Annotated in this window: 16 protein-coding genes; 10 read left to right on the top strand and 6 right to left on the bottom strand. The window is 61.0% G+C overall.

Annotated features, from left to right (window positions below; genetic code table 11):
* Positions 1-255: 255 nt before the first annotated feature.
* Positions 256-1,437, bottom strand: coding sequence for an NO-inducible flavohemoprotein (hmpA, locus tag ACQKP4_RS02320; protein ID WP_427630030.1), 1,182 nt, complete (start codon positions 1,435-1,437; stop codon positions 256-258).
* Positions 1,438-1,593: 156 nt separating this feature from the next.
* Between hmpA and norR the strand changes: the two genes are divergently transcribed.
* From norR to ACQKP4_RS02295, 5 genes are all read left to right on the top strand, one after another.
* Complete coding sequence (gene norR / locus ACQKP4_RS02315) at positions 1,594-3,144, top strand: nitric oxide reductase transcriptional regulator NorR (RefSeq protein WP_427630028.1); 1,551 nt, start codon at positions 1,594-1,596, stop codon at positions 3,142-3,144.
* A gap of 370 nt (positions 3,145-3,514) precedes the next feature.
* Positions 3,515-4,417, top strand: a complete 903-nt coding sequence (locus ACQKP4_RS02310; RefSeq protein ID WP_427630026.1) for a chemotaxis protein CheV — start codon at positions 3,515-3,517, stop codon at positions 4,415-4,417.
* Between the two features lie 25 nt (positions 4,418-4,442).
* On the top strand, positions 4,443-4,901 hold the full coding sequence (locus tag ACQKP4_RS02305; RefSeq protein WP_427630192.1) for a GNAT family N-acetyltransferase: 459 nt from the start codon (positions 4,443-4,445) through the stop codon (positions 4,899-4,901).
* Positions 4,902-5,066: 165 nt separating this feature from the next.
* The gene (locus ACQKP4_RS02300) at positions 5,067-5,393 is read left to right on the top strand and encodes a hypothetical protein (RefSeq protein WP_427630024.1); all 327 of its coding nucleotides are present in this window, start codon (positions 5,067-5,069) and stop codon (positions 5,391-5,393) included.
* Between the two features lie 83 nt (positions 5,394-5,476).
* Positions 5,477-6,226 (top strand): YkgJ family cysteine cluster protein, encoded by a 750-nt coding sequence (locus tag ACQKP4_RS02295; protein ID WP_427630023.1) that lies wholly within the window; start codon positions 5,477-5,479, stop codon positions 6,224-6,226.
* A gap of 65 nt (positions 6,227-6,291) precedes the next feature.
* On the opposite strand, the gene ACQKP4_RS02290 is transcribed toward ACQKP4_RS02295, so the two are convergent.
* Together ACQKP4_RS02290 and ACQKP4_RS02285 are read right to left on the bottom strand one after the other, a co-directional pair.
* Complete coding sequence (locus ACQKP4_RS02290) at positions 6,292-7,431, bottom strand: transporter substrate-binding domain-containing protein (protein ID WP_427630021.1); 1,140 nt, start codon at positions 7,429-7,431, stop codon at positions 6,292-6,294.
* Positions 7,432-7,571: 140 nt separating this feature from the next.
* On the bottom strand, positions 7,572-7,829 hold the full coding sequence (locus ACQKP4_RS02285; protein WP_427630019.1) for a hypothetical protein: 258 nt from the start codon (positions 7,827-7,829) through the stop codon (positions 7,572-7,574).
* 302 nt (positions 7,830-8,131) lie between these two features.
* On the opposite strand from ACQKP4_RS02285, the gene ACQKP4_RS02280 reads away from it, so the two are divergent.
* From ACQKP4_RS02280 to ACQKP4_RS02260, 5 genes are all read left to right on the top strand, one after another.
* The gene (locus tag ACQKP4_RS02280) at positions 8,132-9,292 is read left to right on the top strand and encodes an efflux RND transporter periplasmic adaptor subunit (protein ID WP_427630017.1); all 1,161 of its coding nucleotides are present in this window, start codon (positions 8,132-8,134) and stop codon (positions 9,290-9,292) included.
* Positions 9,289-12,393 (top strand): multidrug efflux RND transporter permease subunit, encoded by a 3,105-nt coding sequence (locus tag ACQKP4_RS02275; protein WP_427630015.1) that lies wholly within the window; start codon positions 9,289-9,291, stop codon positions 12,391-12,393. The genes ACQKP4_RS02280 and ACQKP4_RS02275 overlap by 4 nt, the downstream gene beginning before the upstream one ends.
* Before the next feature lie 9 nt (positions 12,394-12,402).
* On the top strand, positions 12,403-13,080 hold the full coding sequence (locus ACQKP4_RS02270; protein ID WP_427630013.1) for a heavy metal response regulator transcription factor: 678 nt from the start codon (positions 12,403-12,405) through the stop codon (positions 13,078-13,080).
* The gene (locus tag ACQKP4_RS02265; RefSeq protein WP_427630012.1) at positions 13,070-14,434 is read left to right on the top strand and encodes a heavy metal sensor histidine kinase; all 1,365 of its coding nucleotides are present in this window, start codon (positions 13,070-13,072) and stop codon (positions 14,432-14,434) included. The genes ACQKP4_RS02270 and ACQKP4_RS02265 overlap by 11 nt, the downstream gene beginning before the upstream one ends.
* 129 nt (positions 14,435-14,563) lie before the next feature.
* On the top strand, positions 14,564-16,066 hold the full coding sequence (locus ACQKP4_RS02260; RefSeq protein ID WP_427630010.1) for a sensor domain-containing diguanylate cyclase: 1,503 nt from the start codon (positions 14,564-14,566) through the stop codon (positions 16,064-16,066).
* An 83-nt stretch (positions 16,067-16,149) separates the two neighbouring features.
* On the opposite strand, the gene lpxC is transcribed toward ACQKP4_RS02260, so the two are convergent.
* The 3 genes from lpxC to ftsA all read right to left on the bottom strand — a co-directional run bounded on the left by lpxC (position 16,150) and on the right by ftsA (position 19,695).
* A complete protein-coding gene (gene lpxC, locus ACQKP4_RS02255; RefSeq protein WP_427630008.1) occupies positions 16,150-17,061 on the bottom strand; it encodes a UDP-3-O-acyl-N-acetylglucosamine deacetylase in 912 nt (303 codons plus the stop codon).
* Between the two features lie 112 nt (positions 17,062-17,173).
* Entirely contained in the window at positions 17,174-18,367 is a 1,194-nt protein-coding gene (ftsZ, locus tag ACQKP4_RS02250; protein ID WP_033061342.1) for a cell division protein FtsZ, read from the bottom strand.
* A 68-nt stretch (positions 18,368-18,435) separates the two neighbouring features.
* Positions 18,436-19,695 carry a cell division protein FtsA gene (gene ftsA / locus ACQKP4_RS02245; RefSeq protein WP_427630006.1) on the bottom strand — a complete coding sequence of 420 codons (1,260 nt, stop codon included), beginning with the start codon at positions 19,693-19,695 and terminating at the stop codon, positions 18,436-18,438.
* Positions 19,696-19,847: the final 152 nt, after the last annotated feature.

Here is a 19,847-nt window from a genome sequence, read left to right as displayed (position 1 = left end):
TTGCCGGAAGTCTACACGCAGACCTTGCTGGTTGAGAGCCTGGCGAGCGCCGGTAGAGGTCGGGAAATAGACGACAGGCCGGTTAAGAAGGGATTAACTTTTGAATGTTTTACAAGAATTGAGATCTGGTGAAGCCATTCGCGAGCAAGCCCGCTCCCACACTCGACCGCGTTCCTCTGACTGAACGCGATTGAATGTGGGAGCGGGCTTGCTCGCGAAGGCAGCGACTCGGTTTACCTGAGTCACCGCAACCCGTTACTCCAGCGCCGAGGCAGGGCCGAAGAATTCATACCGGCTCTGCTTCTCCGGTACACCCAAGGCCCTGAGGTGGCGCTTGACCGCCCCCATGAACCCTTTGGGCCCAAGGAAGTAAGCATCCAGGTCGCGCTGCTCAGGCAGCCATTCGTGCAGCTGTTCCTGGCTCAACAATCCAATCTTGTGCGCCGGCGGGCTGACGCCATCGTCTTCGTCGTAGCAGTAGAAGTGCTTCAACTGCGGGTGACGCGCCGCCAACCCGTCAATCCAGTCACGGAACGCATGAACACTGCCGTTGCGCGCGCAATGAATAAAGTGCACCGGCCGCTCGGTCGTCAACGCCGCTTCGAGCATCGCCAGCGTCGGGGTGATCCCGACGCCGCCACTGATCAACACCAGGGGTTTGTCGCTGTGCGTCAGGGTGAACTCGCCCGATGGCGGGAACAGCTGAATGCTGGAACCCACATGCAGCTGGTCGTGCAGGTGATTGGACGCGCGGCCGCCGTTTTCACGTTTGACACTGATGCGGTACTGACCTTTGTTCGCCAGCGCCGACAGCGAATAGTTGCGACGAATCTCCTCGCCGTCGAGGAACAGGCTCATGCCGATGTACTGGCCCGGTTCAGCCGCCAGAATCTCGCCGTCGTCGGCCGGTGCGAAATAGAACGAGGTAATTTCCGCGCTTTCCTCGACCTTGGCCGCGACGATGAATTCCCGCGCCCCGCGCCAGCCGCCAATCGCCTGCTCCTTCTGGTCGTAGATGCTGGTTTCGGCGCCGATCAGAATATCCGCCAATTGACCGTACGCCGCGCCCCAGGCGCTCATCACCTCAGGCGTGGCGATTTCGTCGCCCAGCACTTCGGAGATCGCGCGCAGCAGGCAGGTGCCGACAATCGGGTAGTGCTCAGGCAAGATTTGCAGGGCCACGTGCTTGTTGATGATCTTGGCCACCAGGTCGCCCAACTGGTCGAGCTGGTCGATGTGCCGCGCATACATCAACACGCCGTTGGCCAGTGCGCGCGGCTGGTCACCGCTGACCTGGTGGGCCTGGTTGAACAACGGGCGCACTTCCGGGTATTCGGAGAGCAACATGCGGTAGAAATGCGTGATCAACGCTTCACCACCGCTCTCCAACAGCGGCACGGTGGATTTGACGATTGCACGGTCTTGAGCGCTAAGCATAAGGTGACTCCTGGGCTACTTGGATTACTAAGTGATTACCCTAGGCATATCAGCTTTTGTGCCAAGTATTTAAACGTTTAAAATCAACATCTTATAAACGTGTTAGTCATTTAGACACAGATCGGCTTATAGTCATACCGACTACACGGAGTCACTATGACTGCAAAAACTTTGCTTACAACGTTACTGCCACTGGTCTCCGACCTCTCCCGCGAACTGCCGGAAGGCGAGCGTTATCGCCGCCTGCTCGAAGCCATGCGCGCCCTGCTTCCCTGCGACGCTGCCGCCCTGCTGCGCCTCGACGGCGAATGGCTGGTGCCGCTGGCCGTGGACGGCTTGAGCACCGACACCCTCGGCCGGCGCTTCAAAGTCAGCGAACACCCGCGCTTCGCAGCGTTGCTCAGCAGCCCCGGCCCGACTCGCTTCGCCGCCGACAGCGACTTGCCGGACCCCTACGACGGCTTGGTCGATGGCCTCGACGAACACCTGGAAGTCCACGATTGCATGGGCTGCCCGCTGTTCATCGACGAACGCCCGTGGGGCCTGCTGACCCTCGACGCCCTCGACCCCGAACAATTTGAACCGATCGAACTGGACGCGTTGCAAGCCTTCGCCAGCCTCGCCGCCGCCACGGTCAACGCCGCCGAACGCATCCAGCGTCTGTCCAACCGCGCCGAAGACGAACACCAGCGCGCCGAGGTCTACCGTCAGGCCAGCGGTCAGCAGAACCGTGAAATGATCGGCCAGAGCAAAGCGCATAAACGCTTGGTGGAGGAGATCAGCCTGGTCGGCGGCAGCGACCTGACGGTGTTGATCACCGGCGAGACCGGGGTCGGCAAGGAACTGGTGGCGCAAGCGATTCACGCCGCGTCGCCCCGGGCCGACAAACCGATCATCAGCCTCAACTGCGCCGCGCTGCCGGACACCCTGGTGGAAAGCGAACTGTTTGGCCACGTGCGCGGCGCCTTCACCGGAGCGACGAATGATCGGCGCGGCAAGTTCGAACTGGCGAACGGCGGCACGTTGTTTCTCGATGAAGTCGGCGAACTGTCGCTGACCGTGCAAGCCAAGTTGCTGCGCGTCCTGCAAAGCGGGCAGTTGCAGCGCCTGGGCTCGGATAAAGAGCATCAGGTCGATGTGCGTCTGATCGCGGCGACCAACCGCGACCTCGCCGAGGAAGTGCGCAGCGGGCGCTACCGTGCCGACTTCTACCATCGGCTGAGCGTTTACCCGCTGCTGGTGCCGGCGCTGCGCGATCGCGGGCGGGATGTGTTGCTGCTCAGCGGATATTTTCTGGAACAGAATCGCTCGCGCATGGGCCTGAACAGCTTGCGCCTGAACAGCGACGCGCAGGCGGCGTTATTGGCGTATGGCTGGCCGGGAAATGTGCGGGAGCTGGAGCATTTGATTGGGCGCAGCGCGTTGAAAGCGCTGGGTAACTGCAAGGAACGGCCGAAGATTCTCAGCCTGGGCGCGGCGGATCTGGACTTGCCCCATGGCAGTGTTGAAGTGCCTGTCGAACAACCGACCCTCAGTCCTGTGGCTTTAGTCGCGGGTGACTTGCGGGCGGCGACCGAGGATTATCAGCGTCGACTGATCAACGACTGCCTTGAGCGGCATCACAACAACTGGGCGAGTGCGGCGCGTGAGTTAGGGCTGGATCGGGCGAATCTTGGGCGGATGGCCAAACGCCTGGGCATGAAATAGCGAATCAGCGAGGCGTTGTGTCAGGTGTTGCATGTCTGCGGGTTTGCGACTGCTGCGCAGTCGAACGGGGGCAAGCCCCCTCGCCACAGGCAAGGCCCCTCCCCACAGGCAAGGCCCCTGACCACAGGCAAGCCCTCCAGCCACAGGCAAGTCCCCTGACCACCGGCAACCACCCTTGCCCCAGGCAAGCCGCCTGGCCACAGGGGATTTTTGAACACTGGCAATCCCCTGTGGGAGCGGGCTTGCTCGCGAAGGGGCCCTGGCATTCAGCCAAAGTGCTAAAGCCTGCCCCCAACAAGTCGATAACCCGGCATTAGTAGCTTTGGGCGGCTTCACCAACGCCCATCACCTTTTTCGACAGAAGGTTTTTATGTCCATCACCAAAGCCCGCGCAGACTCACTTTCGCTTCTGCTGTTTACCTTGCGCAGCGGCAAGCTGATGGCGATCAACCTGCTGAAAGTCAGTGAAATCATCCCCTGCCCGCCGCTGACCAAGCTGCCCGAGTCGCACCCTCACGTGAAAGGCATCGCCACCCTGCGCGGTGCCTCGTTGTCGGTGATCGACCTGAGCCGGGCGATTGGCGAACGGCCGCTGGAAGACCCGAACGGTGGCTGCCTGATCGTCACTGACGTCAGCCGCTCCAAGCAGGGCCTGCATGTGCAAGCGGTGAGCAAGATCGTCCATTGCCTGACCACCGACATCCGCCCGCCGCCCTTCGGCTCCGGCGGTGTGCGTTCGTACATCACCGGTGTGACCTCGGTCGACGGCACCCTGGTGCAAGTGCTGGACATCGAAAAGGTCATCCACGGCATCGCCCCGGCGCAGATCGAAACGGCGCCGACCGAATTGAGCATGGAAGACGCCGAAGTGCTGGGCAACGCGCGGATTCTGGTGGTCGATGACAGCCAGGTCGCATTGCAACAATCGGTGCACACCCTGCGCAACCTCGGCCTGCAATGCCACACCGCCCGCAGCGCCAAGGACGCCATCGACTGCCTGCTGGACCTGCAAGGCACGGCGCAGCAGATCAACCTGATCGTCTCGGACATCGAGATGTCGGAAATGGACGGCTACGCCTTCACCCGCACCCTGCGCGAAACACCGGACTTCTCGCACCTGTACGTGTTGCTGCACACCTCGCTCGATAGCGCGATGAACAGCGAAAAGGCGCGACTGGCCGGGGCCAACGCCGTGCTGACCAAGTTCTCCTCGCCGGAACTGACCAAGTGCTTGATCGAGGCGGCCAAGGCTGTCGCCGAGCAAGGTCACTGAGTTGGCCGACAGGTTTTGCTTTCTGCTGCGGCGCAACCTCGTCGAGGCGGTGCCCGCCATCGCCTGGCCAACCGGCATTGAACGACGCCAATACCACCCCGAACTAGCCGAAGCCGTGCACCAACTGATGGAACTCGGTTATCGCGAAGGCGGCGGTCGTGTGCCGACGCTGGACGTCTGGCAACAACGCTTCGAGACCGACCCGGAATACGATCCGAGCCTGTGCTTCATCGCACTCGACGCCGACGGCATTGTCGGCGTCTGCCAGTGCTGGACCAGCGCCTACATCAAGAATCTGGTGGTGCATCCGCGAGCCCAGCGGACTGGACTGGGCCGGGCGTTACTGCTGCATGCGTTCAAGGTGTTTCAGGAGCGCCGCGAAGGGTTTGTGGACCTCAAGGTGCTGGAAGACAACGTACGGGCGCAGCGCTTGTATGAAAGCGCCGGGATGTATGTGGTCCGCCGGGAACCTGTTCCAGCCTGATACACCGCTTTCGCGAGCAAGCCCGCTCCCACATCGATCGCATTCCCCAGACATGACTCGGTCGAATGTGGGAGCGGGCTTGCTCGCGAAGGGGCCGACACATCCCACCCAAAACCATCAGGCATACTCCCCCTCGGCCAACTCGACGAAAAGGATGCCTGCCCCATGAAAGCCGCAACCCTGACCTTCCTCTGCCTCACCGCCCTCGCCACCCAGGCCCACGCCTCCAGCCCTGACGCCTGGGCCGCTTACGACAAAGCCGTGATCGCCAGCTGCACCAAGGCCAGCGGCCTGAAAAACGTCAAACCTGTCGGCAAGCCGGCGCAATTCGACGACCGCGTCGACTACACCGCGCTCCTGCTGCAAGGCCAGTACCCGCAAAAGCACATGAAAGGCGCGCCGGGCACCGAATTGTGCCTCTACAACAAGAAGACCAAAACCGCCTACGTGACCGAATGGGATTCCATCCGCGCCACCATCAAAAAACAGTGAATGGCGCATAACTTGCTTCGGTGCCAGCCTGTGCGGTGACATTCCGGCACCGCGTCATGCCTTTACTTGCGACTCAACACCCCATGAATACGACGTTTTCCTGCGTAGGCTGCGGCAAGTGCTGCAACGACCATCATGTGCCCCTGACCCTGGCCGAAGCCCGGATGTGGGCGGCTGACGGCGGTCAGGTGATCGTGCTGGTGGAGGGTTTCCTGAGCAACGGCCTGGGCCTGCCGGTGCAGCAACGCGAGCACGCCGAACGTCGTTCGGTGCTGGTCCGAAGCGGCACGTCCGAGGCGCACATCGCTATCACTTTTGCCGCGTACAACGTCGGTCCCTGCCGAAATCTTGACGAAGACAACCTCTGCCGCATCTACGAACGCCGGCCCTTGGTGTGCCGCATCTACCCGGCGGAAATCAATCCGCACATCTCGCTGAACCCGGCGACAAAAGACTGTCCGCCCGAGTCGTGGGAGCAAGGACCGGATTTGATCATTGGCGGTGAGCTGGTGGATCAGGAACTCGCGCACTTGATCCAGCGCTCCCGGCAGGCGGATCGCGATGACATTCAGACCAAGGATGCAATTTGTGCATTGCTGGGAATCCGGACGACCGCGCTGAAGGGCGACGGGTTTACCGCCTATCTGCCGGACATGCACGCGTTTGCCACGGTCATTGACCAGGTGACAGCGCAACCGCTGATGGCGCCGGACGGTGACTGGCTGTTTCATGTGTCGGGCGAGGACGTGGCCGGACAAGTGCAAGCGGCCGGTGCGCAGGTGGCCACGGACGCGCCGGTAAACTATGCGTTTATTTCGTTGCGGGCAGCCTGAGAGGCCGCCCCGGCCGTGAAAGCCACTGCGCAACGCTGTTGCGCAATGGCTCGTCGCCATGAGGCTTAGCCGGCCGTCACCGCCAGGCACTCCACTTCTACTTTCGCCCCCTCAACCAACTTGCCGGCAAACGTCGTACGGGCAGGCAGGCGATCCGCGGGGAAGTAACTGCGATACACGGCACTCATCGCGGAAAAATCCCTGATGTCCGCCAGGATCACCGTGCATTTGGCCACCTGCTCAAGGGACGAACCGTTTTGTTGCAACGTGGTACGCAAGTTCTCCATCGTCTGGGTGGTTTGTGGTCCGATGCCGCCCTTCACAAATTTGCCATCGCGCCCCAGGCCGACCACGCCAGACAAGTAAACCGTGTTGCCGAGGTGTACCGCATCGGAAAACGCCAGCCCTTCAGCGTTAGGAACATGACGCAGCGATTCGGCTGTCGAAGCGGGCAGGTAGCGCCGGGTAATTGCCTGGTACTGGCCGTTCTGCTTGAGACGATCAAGCGCGGCATTCAAGTTGTTGCGCAACACGGTGTCGTTTTTGCGCACCGCCATTGCCACACCCGTGCCCAGCATCGGGTCGTCGAGCGCGGGCCCGGCGAAATCGAAACCTTGCCCTGAAGGCTGGTTCAAGAACGCATGACTGATTTCAATGGAATCCTGCAGCGTCGCGTCGATCTCACCGGCCAACAGGCTGGCGATCAATTGCTCGTTGAATTGAAAGCTGCGCACCGTGACCCCGGCTTCCGCCCAACGCGCCTTGGCGAATGCTTCGCGGCTGGTGCCCGACAGGACGCCGACGCGCTTGCCCTTGAGTGACTGCACATCCGGCGCCAGGCTCAAGCCTTTGCGCGCTACCAGTCGGCTGCTCAGGGGATAAAGATTGTCGGTGAAGTCCACGCGCTCGCGCCGTGCCGGTGTAGCGGTCATCGGCATGATCACATCGAAACGCTCGGCTTCAAGGGCATGCAGGTTGGTGGCGTAATCCTGATCGATCCAGACACAACGGGACTGAAGTTCAGCACACAAGGCGTTGCCCAACTCGATGTTCAAGCCGACCAATTCACCGCTGTCGCTACGGCTCTCGAACGGCGGAACCAGGGCCTCCACGCCAAAGCGGATCTGCGGATCGACCGCGGACGAAACACAACCGGTGGTGAGGCTCATCAGCGAGAGCACAGAAAACATTTTAATCAGACGCATATAAGCGGCCTTCATCGAATTCACGGGCGTGAATCTTCGACGAGAGGCCGCCGACTTTCCCAGAGGAAGAATCGCTCATCCTTGTGGGAGTTTTCTCGATAAAAAGCGGAACACTTACCGGTCAGAACAACGGCCGGCGATCAGCGCTTGCCCATCGAGCGACGCGTCCCCGGAGGCGCAGCCCCCGGCGTCTTGGTATGGCCATTCTTCGCGCCATTCTTGTACCAGGGCTGGCTGGCATTTTTCGCGGCGGCCAAATCCCCCGGTTTGAACGGGAATTTGAACGCCGGGATCGCGGCTTTGGTTTCGCTGTCTGCGTTGGAGTCGACGCTGTCTGGCAGCTCTGCCTGGTTGTCGCTCAAAGCGTCGGCAACCGGCGGTTGTGTCGGGGAAGTCATGAAAGCTCCGGGTGATGCTGAAAAAGTCGGGTCCGGTGGGTGGACCGCGAAAGGCGCAAGTATAACTGGATGAGGCGCTGCAAGCTGCAAGCGGTGAGCGTCAAGCGACAAGTAGTCGGTCAGCGGGTTCGATGTTGACTGAGCTGACGCCATCGCGAGCAGGCTCGCTTCCACGGCAATTCGAGCCCCAAACTGACAGCGCCGTCAGTTAGCAGTCACCTTCCTGACCCGCGCGCGGGTTTATAAAGGACGGTATAAACCTGACACAATTCCGACCACCCCAGCCCTGGCGCCCCACTCGCATGCGAATTCAGAAAAAACCCGCCCTGCTTGCAGCCCTTCTGATCGTTTTGGCAGCGCTGGGCGTGTGGTACGCCAGCAAGCCCGCGACGGCCAAACTCGCCGCGCCCACGGCAATCCCGGTTCGGGTGGTCAACGTCACCGAAAAAGACGTGCCGCGCTTCGTCAGCGGCATCGGCTCGGTGTTGTCGCTGCACAGCGTAGTGGTGCGTCCGCAAATCGACGGCATTCTCACCAAAATCCTGGTGAAGGAAGGTCAACTGGTGAAACAGGGCGACCTGCTGGCCACCATCGATGACCGCTCGATCCGCGCCAGCCTCGACCAGGCCCGCGCGCAACTCGGCGAAAGCCAGGCCCAGCTGCAAGTGGCACTGGTCAACCTCAAGCGCTACAAACTGCTGACCGTCGACGACGGCATTTCCAAGCAGACTTACGACCAGCAGCAAGCGCTGGTCAACCAGCTCAAAGCCACCGCCCAAGGCAATCAGGCTTCAATCGACGCGGCACAGGTGCAGCTTTCCTACACACAGATTCACTCCCCCGTCAGCGGTCGCGTCGGTATTCGCACCGTCGATGAAGGCAACTTCCTGCGCATGGCCGACGCCCAAGGCCTGTTCACCGTGACCCAGATCGACCCAATTGCCGTTGAGTTCTCCCTGCCCCAGCAAATGCTGCCGACCCTGCAAGGCCTGATCAACGACCCGCAACACGCGCAAGTGAAGGCCTACATTGGTGCCGACACCGACGGCGAAACCGGCAACCTGCTGGGCGAAGGCCACCTGACGCTGATCGATAACCAGATTGCCGCCAACACCGGGACCATCCGGGCCAAGGCTGAATTCGACAACGCAAGCCAGAAGCTCTGGCCGGGCCTGTTGGTGACGGTAAAAATTCAGACAGCGCTGGATAAAGATGCGCTGGTGGTGCCGCCCACTGTCGTACAGCGCGGCCTCGATCAACATTTCGTTTACCGGGTCAACGGCGACAAGGTCGAGGTGGTCCAGGTGCAGATGGTTTATCAGGGCAGCGGTCAGGACATCATCACCGGCGTGAAACCCGGCGATGTGTTGGTCAGCGATGGCCAGTCGCGGCTCAAGCCCGGTTCGACCGTGCAGGTACTGACTGAGCCGCCGCAAGTGGTGCAAACGGAGCCGAAACAATGAGAGGCCCGTCCGCGTGGTGCATCGATCACCCGGTCGCCACCATCCTGTTGACCTTTGCCTTGGTGTTGCTGGGCGTCATTGCCTTCCCGCGCCTGCCCGTCGCGCCGTTGCCGGAAGCGGAATTCCCGACCATTCAAGTGTCCGCGCAATTGCCCGGCGCCAGCCCCGACACCATGGCGTCGTCGGTGGCCACGCCGCTGGAAGTGCAATTCAGCGCCATCCCCGGCATGACCCAGATGACGTCGAGCAGCGCCTTGGGTTCGAGCCTGCTGACCCTGCAATTCACCCTCGACAAAAGCATCGACACCGCCGCCCAGGAAGTACAAGCGGCGATCAACACCGCCGCCGGCAAGCTGCCCAAGGACATGCCGACCCTGCCGACCTGGAAGAAGGTCAACCCGGCCGACAGCCCGGTGCTGATCCTCAGCGTCAACTCGACGCAAATGCCCGGCACCGAACTCAGTGACCTGGTGGAAACCCTGCTCTCGCGTCAGATCAGTCAGATCGACGGTGTAGGCCAAATCAACATCACCGGTCAGCAACGTCCGGCGATCCGTGTTCAAGCCTCGGCTGACAAACTCGCGGCCATCGGCCTGACGCTGGCGGACATCCGTCTGGCGATCCAGCAAACCAGCCTCAACCTGGCCAAAGGTGCGCTGTACGGCGAGTCGAGCATCTCGACGCTGTCGACCAACGATCAGTTGTTCCACCCCGAGGAATACAGCCAACTCATCGTTTCCTACAAGGACGGTGCACCGGTTCACCTCAGGGACGTCGCCAAAGTCGTCAACGGCTCGGAAGATGCCTACGTGCAAGCCTGGGCCGGTGATAAACCCGGGGTGAACCTGGTGATTTCGCGGCAACCGGGCGCCAACATTGTCGAAACGGTCGACCGCATTCAGGCCGCCCTGCCCGGCCTCGAAGCCATGCTGCCGGCCTCGGTGCAGGTCAAGGTGCTGGTCGACCGCACGCAAACCATCCGCGCCTCGCTGCACGAAGTGGAAATCACCCTGCTGATCGCGATCATGCTGGTGGTGGCGGTGATGGCGCTGTTCCTGCGCCAATGGTCGGCAACGATGATTGTGTCCGCGGTATTGGGCGTTTCCCTGACCGCCAGCTTCGCGCTGATGTACATCATGGGTTTCAGCCTGAACAACCTGACGCTGGTGGCGATCGTAGTGGCCGTGGGGTTCGTGGTCGACGATGCGATTGTGGTGGTCGAAAACATCCACCGCCACCTGGAGGCCGGCGACGGCATGCGCGAGGCGGCGATCAAGGGCGCCGGCGAGATTGGTTTTACCGTGGTCTCGATCAGTTTCTCGCTGGTGGCGGCGTTCATTCCGCTGCTGTTCATGGGCGGTGTGGTCGGGCGGCTGTTCAAGGAATTCGCCCTGACCGCGACTTCGACGATCATGATTTCGGTGGTGGTCTCGCTGACCTTGGCGCCGACCCTCGCCGCGCTGTTCATGCGTGCGCCGGTTCACCATCCCCACGACAAACCGGGTTTCGGCGAGCGCTTGCTGGCCGGCTACGAAAAACTGCTTCGCCGCGCCCTCGCCCACCAGAAGCTGATGATCGGGGTGTTCTGCCTGTCACTGGGCCTGGCGATTGCCGGTTACATCTTCATCCCCAAGGGTTTCTTCCCGGTGCAGGACACCGGTTTTGTCCTCGGCACCACCGAGGCCGCTGCCGATATTTCCTACGGCGACATGGTGAAAAAACACTTGGCGATGGCCGAAATCGTCGCTGCGGACCCGGCGGTCGAAGCGTTTTCCCACTCAGTGGGCGTCTCGGGCAGCAACCAGACCATCGCCAACGGCCGGTTCTGGATCTCGCTGAAAAAACGCGCTGACCGCGACGTCTCGGCCAGCCAGTTCATCGACCGGATTCGCCCAAAACTGATGAAGGTGCCGGGCATCGTCCTGTACTTGCGCGCCGGTCAGGACATCAACCTCAGCTCCGGCCCGAGCCGCGCGCAGTATCAATACGTGCTCAAGAGCAACGACGGCGCGACGCTCAGCACCTGGACGCAACGCCTGACGGAAAAACTGCGCAGCAACCCGGCGTTCCGTGACATTTCCAACGACTTGCAACTGGGCGGCAGCATTACCCACATCAGCATCGACCGCAGCGCCGCCGCGCGTTTCGGCCTGACCGCCAGTGATGTCGATGAAGCGCTGTACGACGCGTTCGGCCAGCGGCAGATCAACGAGTTCCAGACCCAGATCAACCAGTACAACGTGATTCTGGAACTGGACACCAAGCAGCGCGGCAAAGCCGAAAGCCTCAACTATTTCTACTTGCGCTCACCTTTGAGCGGGGAAATGGTGCCGCTGTCGGCGCTGGCCAAGTTCGATGCGCCGACCATTGGTCCGTTGTCGATTGCCCATGACGGCATGTTCCCGGCGGCCAACCTGTCGTTCAACCTGGCGCCCGGCGTGGCACTTGGCGATGCGGTGATCATGCTCAATCAAGCCAAGGTCGACATCGGCATGCCGGCCGCCATGAGCGGCAACTTCCAGGGCGCGGCGCAAGCGTTCCAGAGTTCGCTGGCCAGTCAGCCGTGGCTGATTCTGGCGGCGCTGGTGGCGGTGTACATCATTCTCGGCGTGCTCTACGAGAGCTTTGTCCATCCGCTGACCATCATCTCGACGCTGCCCTCGGCCGGGCTCGGGGCGGTGATCATGCTGTGGATTTGCGGGCAGGACTTTTCGATCATGGCGTTGATCGGGCTGGTGCTGTTGATCGGGATCGTGAAGAAGAACGGCATCCTGATGATCGACTTTGCGCTCGACGCTCAGCGCAACCGTGGCCTGCCACCGGAAGAGGCGATTTTCCAGGCCTGTATTACGCGGTTCCGACCGATCATCATGACCACCCTCGCCGCGCTGCTCGGCGCGTTGCCGCTGATGCTCGGTTACGGCACCGGCGCCGAACTGCGCCAGCCATTGGGCATCGCGGTGGTCGGCGGCTTGCTGGTCAGCCAGGCGCTGACGCTGTTTACCACGCCGGTCATATACTTGTGGCTCGAGCGACTGTTCCACAGACACTCCCACCCACCAGCGCCTGCGCCCGTGCCGGCGCTGGCGACCACAGACTGAGGCGGGGTCATGCGCGTTCTGATTATCGAAGACGAGGAAAAAACCGCGGATTACCTGCACCGCGGTCTGACGGAACAGGGTTACACCGTGGACGTGGCGCGCGAAGGCGTTGAAGGCCTGCACCTGGCGCTGGAAAGCGACTACGCGGTGATCGTCCTCGACGTCATGTTGCCGGGCCTCGATGGCTTCGGCGTGTTGCGTGCCTTGCGGGCGCGCAAGCAGACCCCGGTGATCATGCTCACCGCCCGCGAGCGGGTCGAAGACCGTATCAAGGGCCTGCGCGACGGCGCCGACGATTATCTGGGCAAGCCGTTTTCCTTCCTTGAGCTGGTGGCGCGCCTGCAAGCGCTGACCCGGCGCAGTGGCGGCCATGAACCGGTGCAAGTGAGCATCGCCGACCTGTGGATCGATTTGATCAGCCGCAAGGCAACCCGTGCCGGCACGCGGCTGGACCTGACCGCCAAGGAGTTCTCGCTGCTCAGCGTGTTGGCGCGGCGCCAGGGTGAAATTCTCTCGAAAACCGCCATCGCCGAGATGGTCTGGGACATCAACTTCGACAGCGACGCCAACGTCGTCGAAGTCGCGATCAAACGCCTGCGCGCCAAGCTCGACGGACCGTTCGACGAGAAACTGCTGCACACCATTCGCGGCATGGGTTATGTGCTGGAGAGCCGTGGTGTCCAGTAATTCGATTGCCCTGCGCCTCAGTGGAATGTTCACGCTGGTGGCGCTGCTGGTGTTCCTGTTGATCGGCTGGGCGTTATATCAGCAGGTCGACAAAGGCCTGGGTCTGCTGCCCGAAGCCGAACTGGACGCGCGCTACAGCGTGCTCGAATCCACCATCGGCCGTTACGGCACGCCCGAGCACTGGGTGAAGATCAACAACAAGCTCAAGCTGCTGGGCGAAGAAGACAAGCGCATCAGTTTCTGGATCATCAGCGGCGATGCGCAGTACGAATACGGCCACATCACCCCGCAGATCCGCGCGTTTGCCGAAGGGCCGCTGGGTCGGCGCGACTTGCAGTTGCCGGACCATGCTTCGCCGCTGAAAGTCCTGGTCAGTCAGTTCCCGGCCAAGGACCAGCGTCCGCCACTACGTTTCATGATCGGCATCGACACCGAGACGTTTCGGCAGACTCAGCATCACTTGCTGATCGCGCTGATCAGCCTGGCGATTGTTGGGGTGTTACTGGCCTCGGCGCTGGGGTATTGGGTGGCACGAATCGGCCTGAAGCCGCTGATCAAGTTGTCGCAGGAAGCCCAGCGTCTGGCGCCGCCCCTGCGTTCCGGGCGCTTGCGCCTGTCGTCGCTGCCGCCGGAACTGAATCAGTTCGTCAATTCGTTCAACTCCACGCTCGAGCGCGTCGAGCAGGCGTACTCGCGGCTGGAGTCATTCAACGCCGATGTCGCCCATGAATTGCGCTCGCCGCTGACCAACCTGATCGGCCAGACCCAGGTCGCCCTGACACGCGGGCGCTCGGCGGAACACTATTTCGAGGTGCTGCAATCGAACCTTGAAGAGCTGGAACGCTTGCGCTCGATCATCAACGACATGCTGTTCCTGGCCAGCGCCGACCAGGGCAGCAAGGCCACCAAACTGACGGCGACCTCGCTGGCCGATGAAGTGGCGACGACCCTGGAATACCTGGACTTCATTCTTGAGGATGCACAGGTTCAGGTGCGGGTCAGTGGCGATGCCCAGGTGCGGATCGAGATCGCACACCTGCGCCGGGCGCTGATCAACTTGCTGAGCAACGCGGTGCAGCACACCGAGCCTGGGCAAGTGATTGAGGTGCACATCGAGGTCGAGGCGCATCAGGTCAGCATCGGCGTCGCGAACCCGGGGTCGCCGATTGCCAGCGAACACCTGCCGCGATTGTTCGAGCGTTTCTATCGGGTGGACGCCTCGCGCAGCAACAGCGGCAATAACCATGGCCTGGGGTTGGCCATCGTTAAAGCCATTGCGCTGATGCATGGCGGGGACGTGTTCGTGCGCAGTGATCACGGGATGAACACATTCGGCATCCACCTGCCTGTCTGATGCGAACACGCATCCCGTCGGATACGGGGTGAGCGTCGACTACCCGCCCAATGTCTTCTACGCTTGAATCAGTAAAGGCCAGCGCACCTCGCTGACCTTTTGGATGCGCCTCAAGCAGATCTCAGCCCCATGCCCGCGAGCCACCCCGCACATCTTTCAGGCAAGACCGGCCGCCCCGAGTTGATGGTGATTCTCGGCAGCTCACTGACGGTGATCGCGATTGTCAGCATCGTCGCCTTTCTGCTGATCCGCGAACACGCCAACGCCCAGCAGGTTGCTACTCGCAGCGCGACGACCGTCGCGCAGTTGATCGACGCGGATGTGTTACGCACCGTCGAGCTTTACGATCTGACCCTCCAGGGCCTGATTGCCGCGTCGCAGCGCGAGGACCTGAAACAGGTCTCGGCACAAATCCGCCATCTGGTGCTGTTTGATCGTTCCACCACCGCGCGATTCAAGGGCGACATTCTGTTGCTGGATAAACACGGCGACGTGCTCGCCGATTCATCGCTGGTGGAGCCCAAGCCTGGCAACTTCGCAGACCGCGACTACTTCCTGGCGCATGTCGCCAACCGCGACACCGGCATGTTCATCAGCCGTCCGTTCAAGCCGCGCTGCGACTGCGACGACAGCGACGAATGGCGCATCAGTTTCAGCCGGCGCATTTCCTCGTCGAGCGGTGAGTTTTTGGGGGTGGCCGTGGCATCGATGCGCCTCGCGTACTTCGAGCAACTGTTCAACAGCCTGGACATCGGCAACGGCAGCATCCTGAACATCATCAACGACGACGGCATTCTGCTCGCACAAAAGCCTTACCTGGAAAATGAATCGATCGGCAAGAGTTTCGCCAGTCGGCCGAATGTCGTACGCATCTTGCGCGAGGGCAGTGGCAGCTTCGGCAGTGTGTCGAGCATCGACCATCAGAAACGCCTGTACACCTTTACCCGAGTCGGCAACTTGCCATTGACGGTGATCGTCGCCCTTTCCGGCAATGAAGTGTTCGCCACCTGGAAGCGCACAGCGGTGGTCATCAGCGGCGCCACCGGGGTGTTGTGCATCGGCCTGCTGTGGTTGACCTGGCTGCTGTGCCGCGAATTGCGCCTGCGCCATAACGCCGAGCAGGAACTGGCGCAACTGGCGGCCACCGATGCCCTGACCGGTGTGGCCAATCGCCGGACCCTGGACCAGACCCTGCGCCATGAGTGGTTTCGGGCCCAGCGTTCCGGCAAGCCGTTATCGGTGATGATGATCGACGCCGACCACTTCAAGGCATTCAACGACCGCCATGGCCATCAGGGCGGCGATGAGGCCTTGCGGGCGTTGGCCAAGGTCATCAACGCCAACGTGCGCCGACCCGGTGACTTGGTGGCGCGTTACGGCGGGGAGGAGTTTTCGGTCATTCTGGCGGAAACGGACGACGCGGGTGCGCAGCAGATTGCGCAGAACATTCGCGTTGCGGTGGAACAGTTACCGTTGGTGGCCGGCGACGAAACGCCGATTACTGTCAGTATCGGCATTAGCACCTGGACGACAGACAAGGAAATCAGCCTGGAGCAGTTGCTGTTTATGGCGGACAAGGCGTTGTATCAGGCCAAGGAAGGCGGGCGGAATCGGGTAGTGGTTGCGCATTGAGCTAATGGGTGTGGCGGCACAGCGGATCAGGCATAAAAAAAGGCCACCCGAAGGCAGCCTTTAAAAACTAGAGAGGTTTTTACTTACACGGCCGCGACGGGACGCATGTAAGAGATCGGTGCAGTGCTGGCGTCTTCGAAAGTCACGACTTCCCAAGCATCTGTCTGCTCAATCAACTTGCGCAGCAGCTGGTTGTTCAATGCATGTCCGGACTTGAAGCCCTTGAACTCACCAATCAGGCTATTGCCCAGCAGGTAGAGGTCACCAATTGCATCAAGGATCTTGTGCTTCACGAATTCGTCTTCATAGCGAAGACCGTCTTCGTTCAGTACGCCATCCGAGTCGACCACAATAGCGTTTTCAACGCTGCCGCCGAGTGCGAGGTTGTGCTTGCGCAGGTACTCGATATCACTCATGAAACCAAAGGTACGGGCGCGGCTGACTTCTTTTACGAACGAAGTACTGGAAAAATCCACGCTTGCACTTTGTGTGCGGTCACGGAAAACCGGGTGATCGAAATCGATCTCGAAGCTCACTTTGAAACCTTCGAAAGGGACGAAAGTGGCGCGCTTGTCGCCGTCTTCCACTGTCACTTCCCGCAGGATCCGGATGAACTTCTTGGCTGCGTCCTGTTCTTCCAGGCCGGCCGATTGAATCAGGAATACGAAAGGTCCAGCGCTACCATCCATGATCGGGACTTCGGACGCGGAGAGCTCGACGTAGGCGTTATCGATGCCCAGGCCAGCCATGGCCGAGAGCAAGTGCTCCACCGTATCCACTTTGGTGTCACCACTGACCAACGTGGTCGACATGGTGGTTTCACCAACGTTTTCCGCGCGGGCAGGGATCTGCACCACAGGGTCCAGATCGGCACGAACAAACACAATGCCGGTGTCGATAGGTGCTGGCTTGAGGGTCAGGTATACCTTCTCCCCGGAGTGCAGGCCTACACCTGTGGCACGGATAATATTTTTCAGTGTGAGTTGTTTAATCATGGCTTGGGCCGCTTCAGCGCAAATTGCGAACTGGTATCAACAAAGGCTGGCGATGATAGCAGACCAGACCTTTGCTGAACACCAATCACCTTCATCGCCCTGATACATTCCATCAATCGGCCTGGCGACGCAGGAATGCCGGGATGTCCAGATAGTCCAGATCATCCTGTGGATTCATCTTCGCGGCAGTCGCAGCACCGGCCTGAGCCTGGTTGCGCATGACGGTCGGACGGTCCAGGTCACGGTAATTCACAGCAGGCGCTTCCTGACGCGAAGGCGCTTGTTGCTGCGGCTGCGATGCCACGGACGTGTGCATGGTGTTGTCGATGACCTTCACAGGCTTCTCGATTTTTGCGCCCAGACCGGTGGCAACCACGGTTACGTGCAGCTCGTCGCGCATGTCCGGATCGATAACAGTACCGACCTTGACCATCGCGTGCTCGGAAGCGAAGGCTTCGATGATGCTACCCACGTCGGAGTACTCACCCAGGGACAGGTCAGGACCGGCGGTGATGTTCACCAGGATGCCGCGTGCACCTTGCAGGTTCACGTCTTCGAGCAACGGGTTGCGAATGGCCGCTTCGGTGGCCTCGCGTGCACGGTTCGGACCGCTGGCGCAGCCAGTGCCCATCATCGCCATGCCCATTTCGCTCATGACAGTCCGTACGTCGGCAAAGTCGACGTTGATCATGCCCGGACGCTTGATGATGTCGGAGATACCGCGAACGGCACCGGCCAGTACATCGTCGGCCTTGGCGAAAGCCGACAGCAGGCTGGCGTCCTTACCGAGGATGGTCAGCAGCTTCTCGTTGGGAATGGTGATCAACGAGTCAACGCTTTCAGACAGCAGACGGATACCTTCGTCGGCGATCTGCATGCGCTTGCGGCCTTCGAACGGGAACGGACGAGTCACCACCGCAACGGTGAGGATCCCCATTTCCTTGGCCACTTCAGCAATGATTGGCGCCGCGCCGGTACCGGTGCCGCCGCCCATGCCAGTGGTGATGAACACCATGTTGGTGCCCTGCAGGACTTCGGCAATGCGCTCACGATCTTCGAGAGCGGCCTGACGACCTACTTCAGGGTTGGCACCAGCGCCCAGACCTTTGGTCACGCCAGTACCCAGTTGCAGGATGGTCCGCGCGCCGATGCTTTTCAGCGCCTGGGCATCAGTGTTGGCGCAGATGAACTCGACGCCTTCAATGTTGCTCTTGACCATGTGGTTGACAGCGTTGCCGCCGCCTCCGCCAACACCGATAACTTTAATAACCGGGCTTGCGGGGATGTTGTCTACGAGCTCGAACATGTTCCCTCTCCTTTACGTTCTCTAGTTTTTTTCGCCTACTGCATGTGAAGCGGTACTACGGTAAATCTTTAGAAATTGCCTTGTACCCAGCTCTTGATGCGATCGAGCAAGGCGGCTTTCGGTTCTTCATTGCTGTAGCTGTCACGGCTGCTGATGCCCGAGAACGAAATCCCGTCGGACTGCTTTTGCAGGCCGTACATCAACAAGCCAACGCCAGTGGAATAAATCGGGTTGCGGACCACATCGTCCAGGCCCTTGACGCCGTGCGGCACGCCCAGGCGTACCGGCATGTGGAAGATTTCCTCGGCCAGTTCGGTCGCGCCTTCCATCTTCGAGGTACCGCCGGTCAGCACGATGCCGGCCGGGATCAGGTCTTCGTAGCCGCTGCGACGCAGTTCGGCCTGGATCAGCGTGAACAGCTCGTCGTAACGCGGCTCGACCACTTCGGCCAGGGCCTGACGGGACAGCTCGCGCGGCGGCCGGTCGCCGACGCTTGGGACCTTGATGGTTTCGCCGGCGCCGGCCAGTTTGGCCAGGGCGCAGGCGTAGCGAATCTTGATTTCTTCGGCGTACTGGGTCGGCGTGCGCAACGCCATGGCGATGTCGTTGGTCACCTGATCTCCCGCAATCGGGATCACGGCGGTGTGACGGATCGCGCCTTCGGTGAAGATCGCGATGTCGGTGGTGCCGCCGCCGATGTCCACCAGACAAACGCCCAGCTCTTTTTCGTCGTCGGTCAGGACCGAGTACGCGGAAGCGAGCTGTTCAAGAATGATGTCGTCGATTTCCAGGCCGCAGCGACGCACGCATTTTTCAATGTTCTGCGCGGCGTTGACGGCGCAGGTCACCACGTGAACCTTGGCTTCCAGACGCACGCCCGACATGCCCAGCGGCTCACGAACGCCTTCCTGGTTATCGATCACGTAATCCTGCGGCAGGGTGTGCAGCACGCGCTGGTCAGCCGGGATCGCCACAGCCTGGGCCGCATCGAGCACGCGCTCGAGGTCGGCGGCGCTGACTTCGCGATCACGAATCGCGACGATGCCATGGGAGTTCAGGCTGCGGATGTGATTGCCGGCAACGCCGACGAACGCCGAGTGGATCCGGCAACCGGCCATCAGCTGCGCTTCTTCGATTGCGCGCTGAATCGACTGCACGGTGGATTCGATGTTCACCACCACGCCTTTCTTCAGGCCACGGGACGGATGAGTGCCGATCCCGACGATTTCCAGCGTGCCGTCGTCCGAGACCTCGCCGACCAGCGCCACCACTTTGGAGGTGCCGATATCGAGACCGACGATCATTTTCCCGCTTTGCACGTTTGCCATGGGTCCTGCCTCTTCTTAATTCTTCGCGACAGCGGGTTGGGCTGTCGTGGGCGCTACAGGTTCCCGCCAGCCAACAGCGAGGCCGTTGGCGCGTCAGATCAGTCGCCACAGTTCCTAAAGAGCAACATGGTACGGATTCCTCGGATCATGGT

The organism is Pseudomonas sp. NPDC086278 (assembly GCF_050280905.1).
In the GTDB taxonomy this organism is placed as follows: Bacteria; Pseudomonadota; Gammaproteobacteria; order Pseudomonadales; family Pseudomonadaceae; genus Aquipseudomonas.
The sequence above is the reverse complement of the archived record's forward strand: the minus strand, read 5'-3'. Positions and strand labels throughout refer to the sequence as shown.

Coding starts and splice junctions, on each gene's coding strand:
- hmpA (WP_427630030.1), bottom strand. CDS start 1,437: ATGCTTAGCGCTCAAGACCGTGCAATCGTCAAATCCACCGTGCCGCTG.
- norR (WP_427630028.1), top strand. CDS start 1,594: ATGACTGCAAAAACTTTGCTTACAACGTTACTGCCACTGGTCTCCGAC.
- ACQKP4_RS02310 (WP_427630026.1), top strand. CDS start 3,515: ATGTCCATCACCAAAGCCCGCGCAGACTCACTTTCGCTTCTGCTGTTT.
- ACQKP4_RS02300 (WP_427630024.1), top strand. CDS start 5,067: ATGAAAGCCGCAACCCTGACCTTCCTCTGCCTCACCGCCCTCGCCACC.
- ACQKP4_RS02295 (WP_427630023.1), top strand. CDS start 5,477: ATGAATACGACGTTTTCCTGCGTAGGCTGCGGCAAGTGCTGCAACGAC.
- ACQKP4_RS02290 (WP_427630021.1), bottom strand. CDS start 7,431: ATGCGTCTGATTAAAATGTTTTCTGTGCTCTCGCTGATGAGCCTCACC.
- ACQKP4_RS02285 (WP_427630019.1), bottom strand. CDS start 7,829: ATGACTTCCCCGACACAACCGCCGGTTGCCGACGCTTTGAGCGACAAC.
- ACQKP4_RS02280 (WP_427630017.1), top strand. CDS start 8,132: ATGCGAATTCAGAAAAAACCCGCCCTGCTTGCAGCCCTTCTGATCGTT.
- ACQKP4_RS02275 (WP_427630015.1), top strand. CDS start 9,289: ATGAGAGGCCCGTCCGCGTGGTGCATCGATCACCCGGTCGCCACCATC.
- ACQKP4_RS02270 (WP_427630013.1), top strand. CDS start 12,403: ATGCGCGTTCTGATTATCGAAGACGAGGAAAAAACCGCGGATTACCTG.
- ACQKP4_RS02260 (WP_427630010.1), top strand. CDS start 14,564: ATGCCCGCGAGCCACCCCGCACATCTTTCAGGCAAGACCGGCCGCCCC.
- lpxC (WP_427630008.1), bottom strand. CDS start 17,061: ATGATTAAACAACTCACACTGAAAAATATTATCCGTGCCACAGGTGTA.
- ftsZ (WP_033061342.1), bottom strand. CDS start 18,367: ATGTTCGAGCTCGTAGACAACATCCCCGCAAGCCCGGTTATTAAAGTT.
- ftsA (WP_427630006.1), bottom strand. CDS start 19,695: ATGGCAAACGTGCAAAGCGGGAAAATGATCGTCGGTCTCGATATCGGC.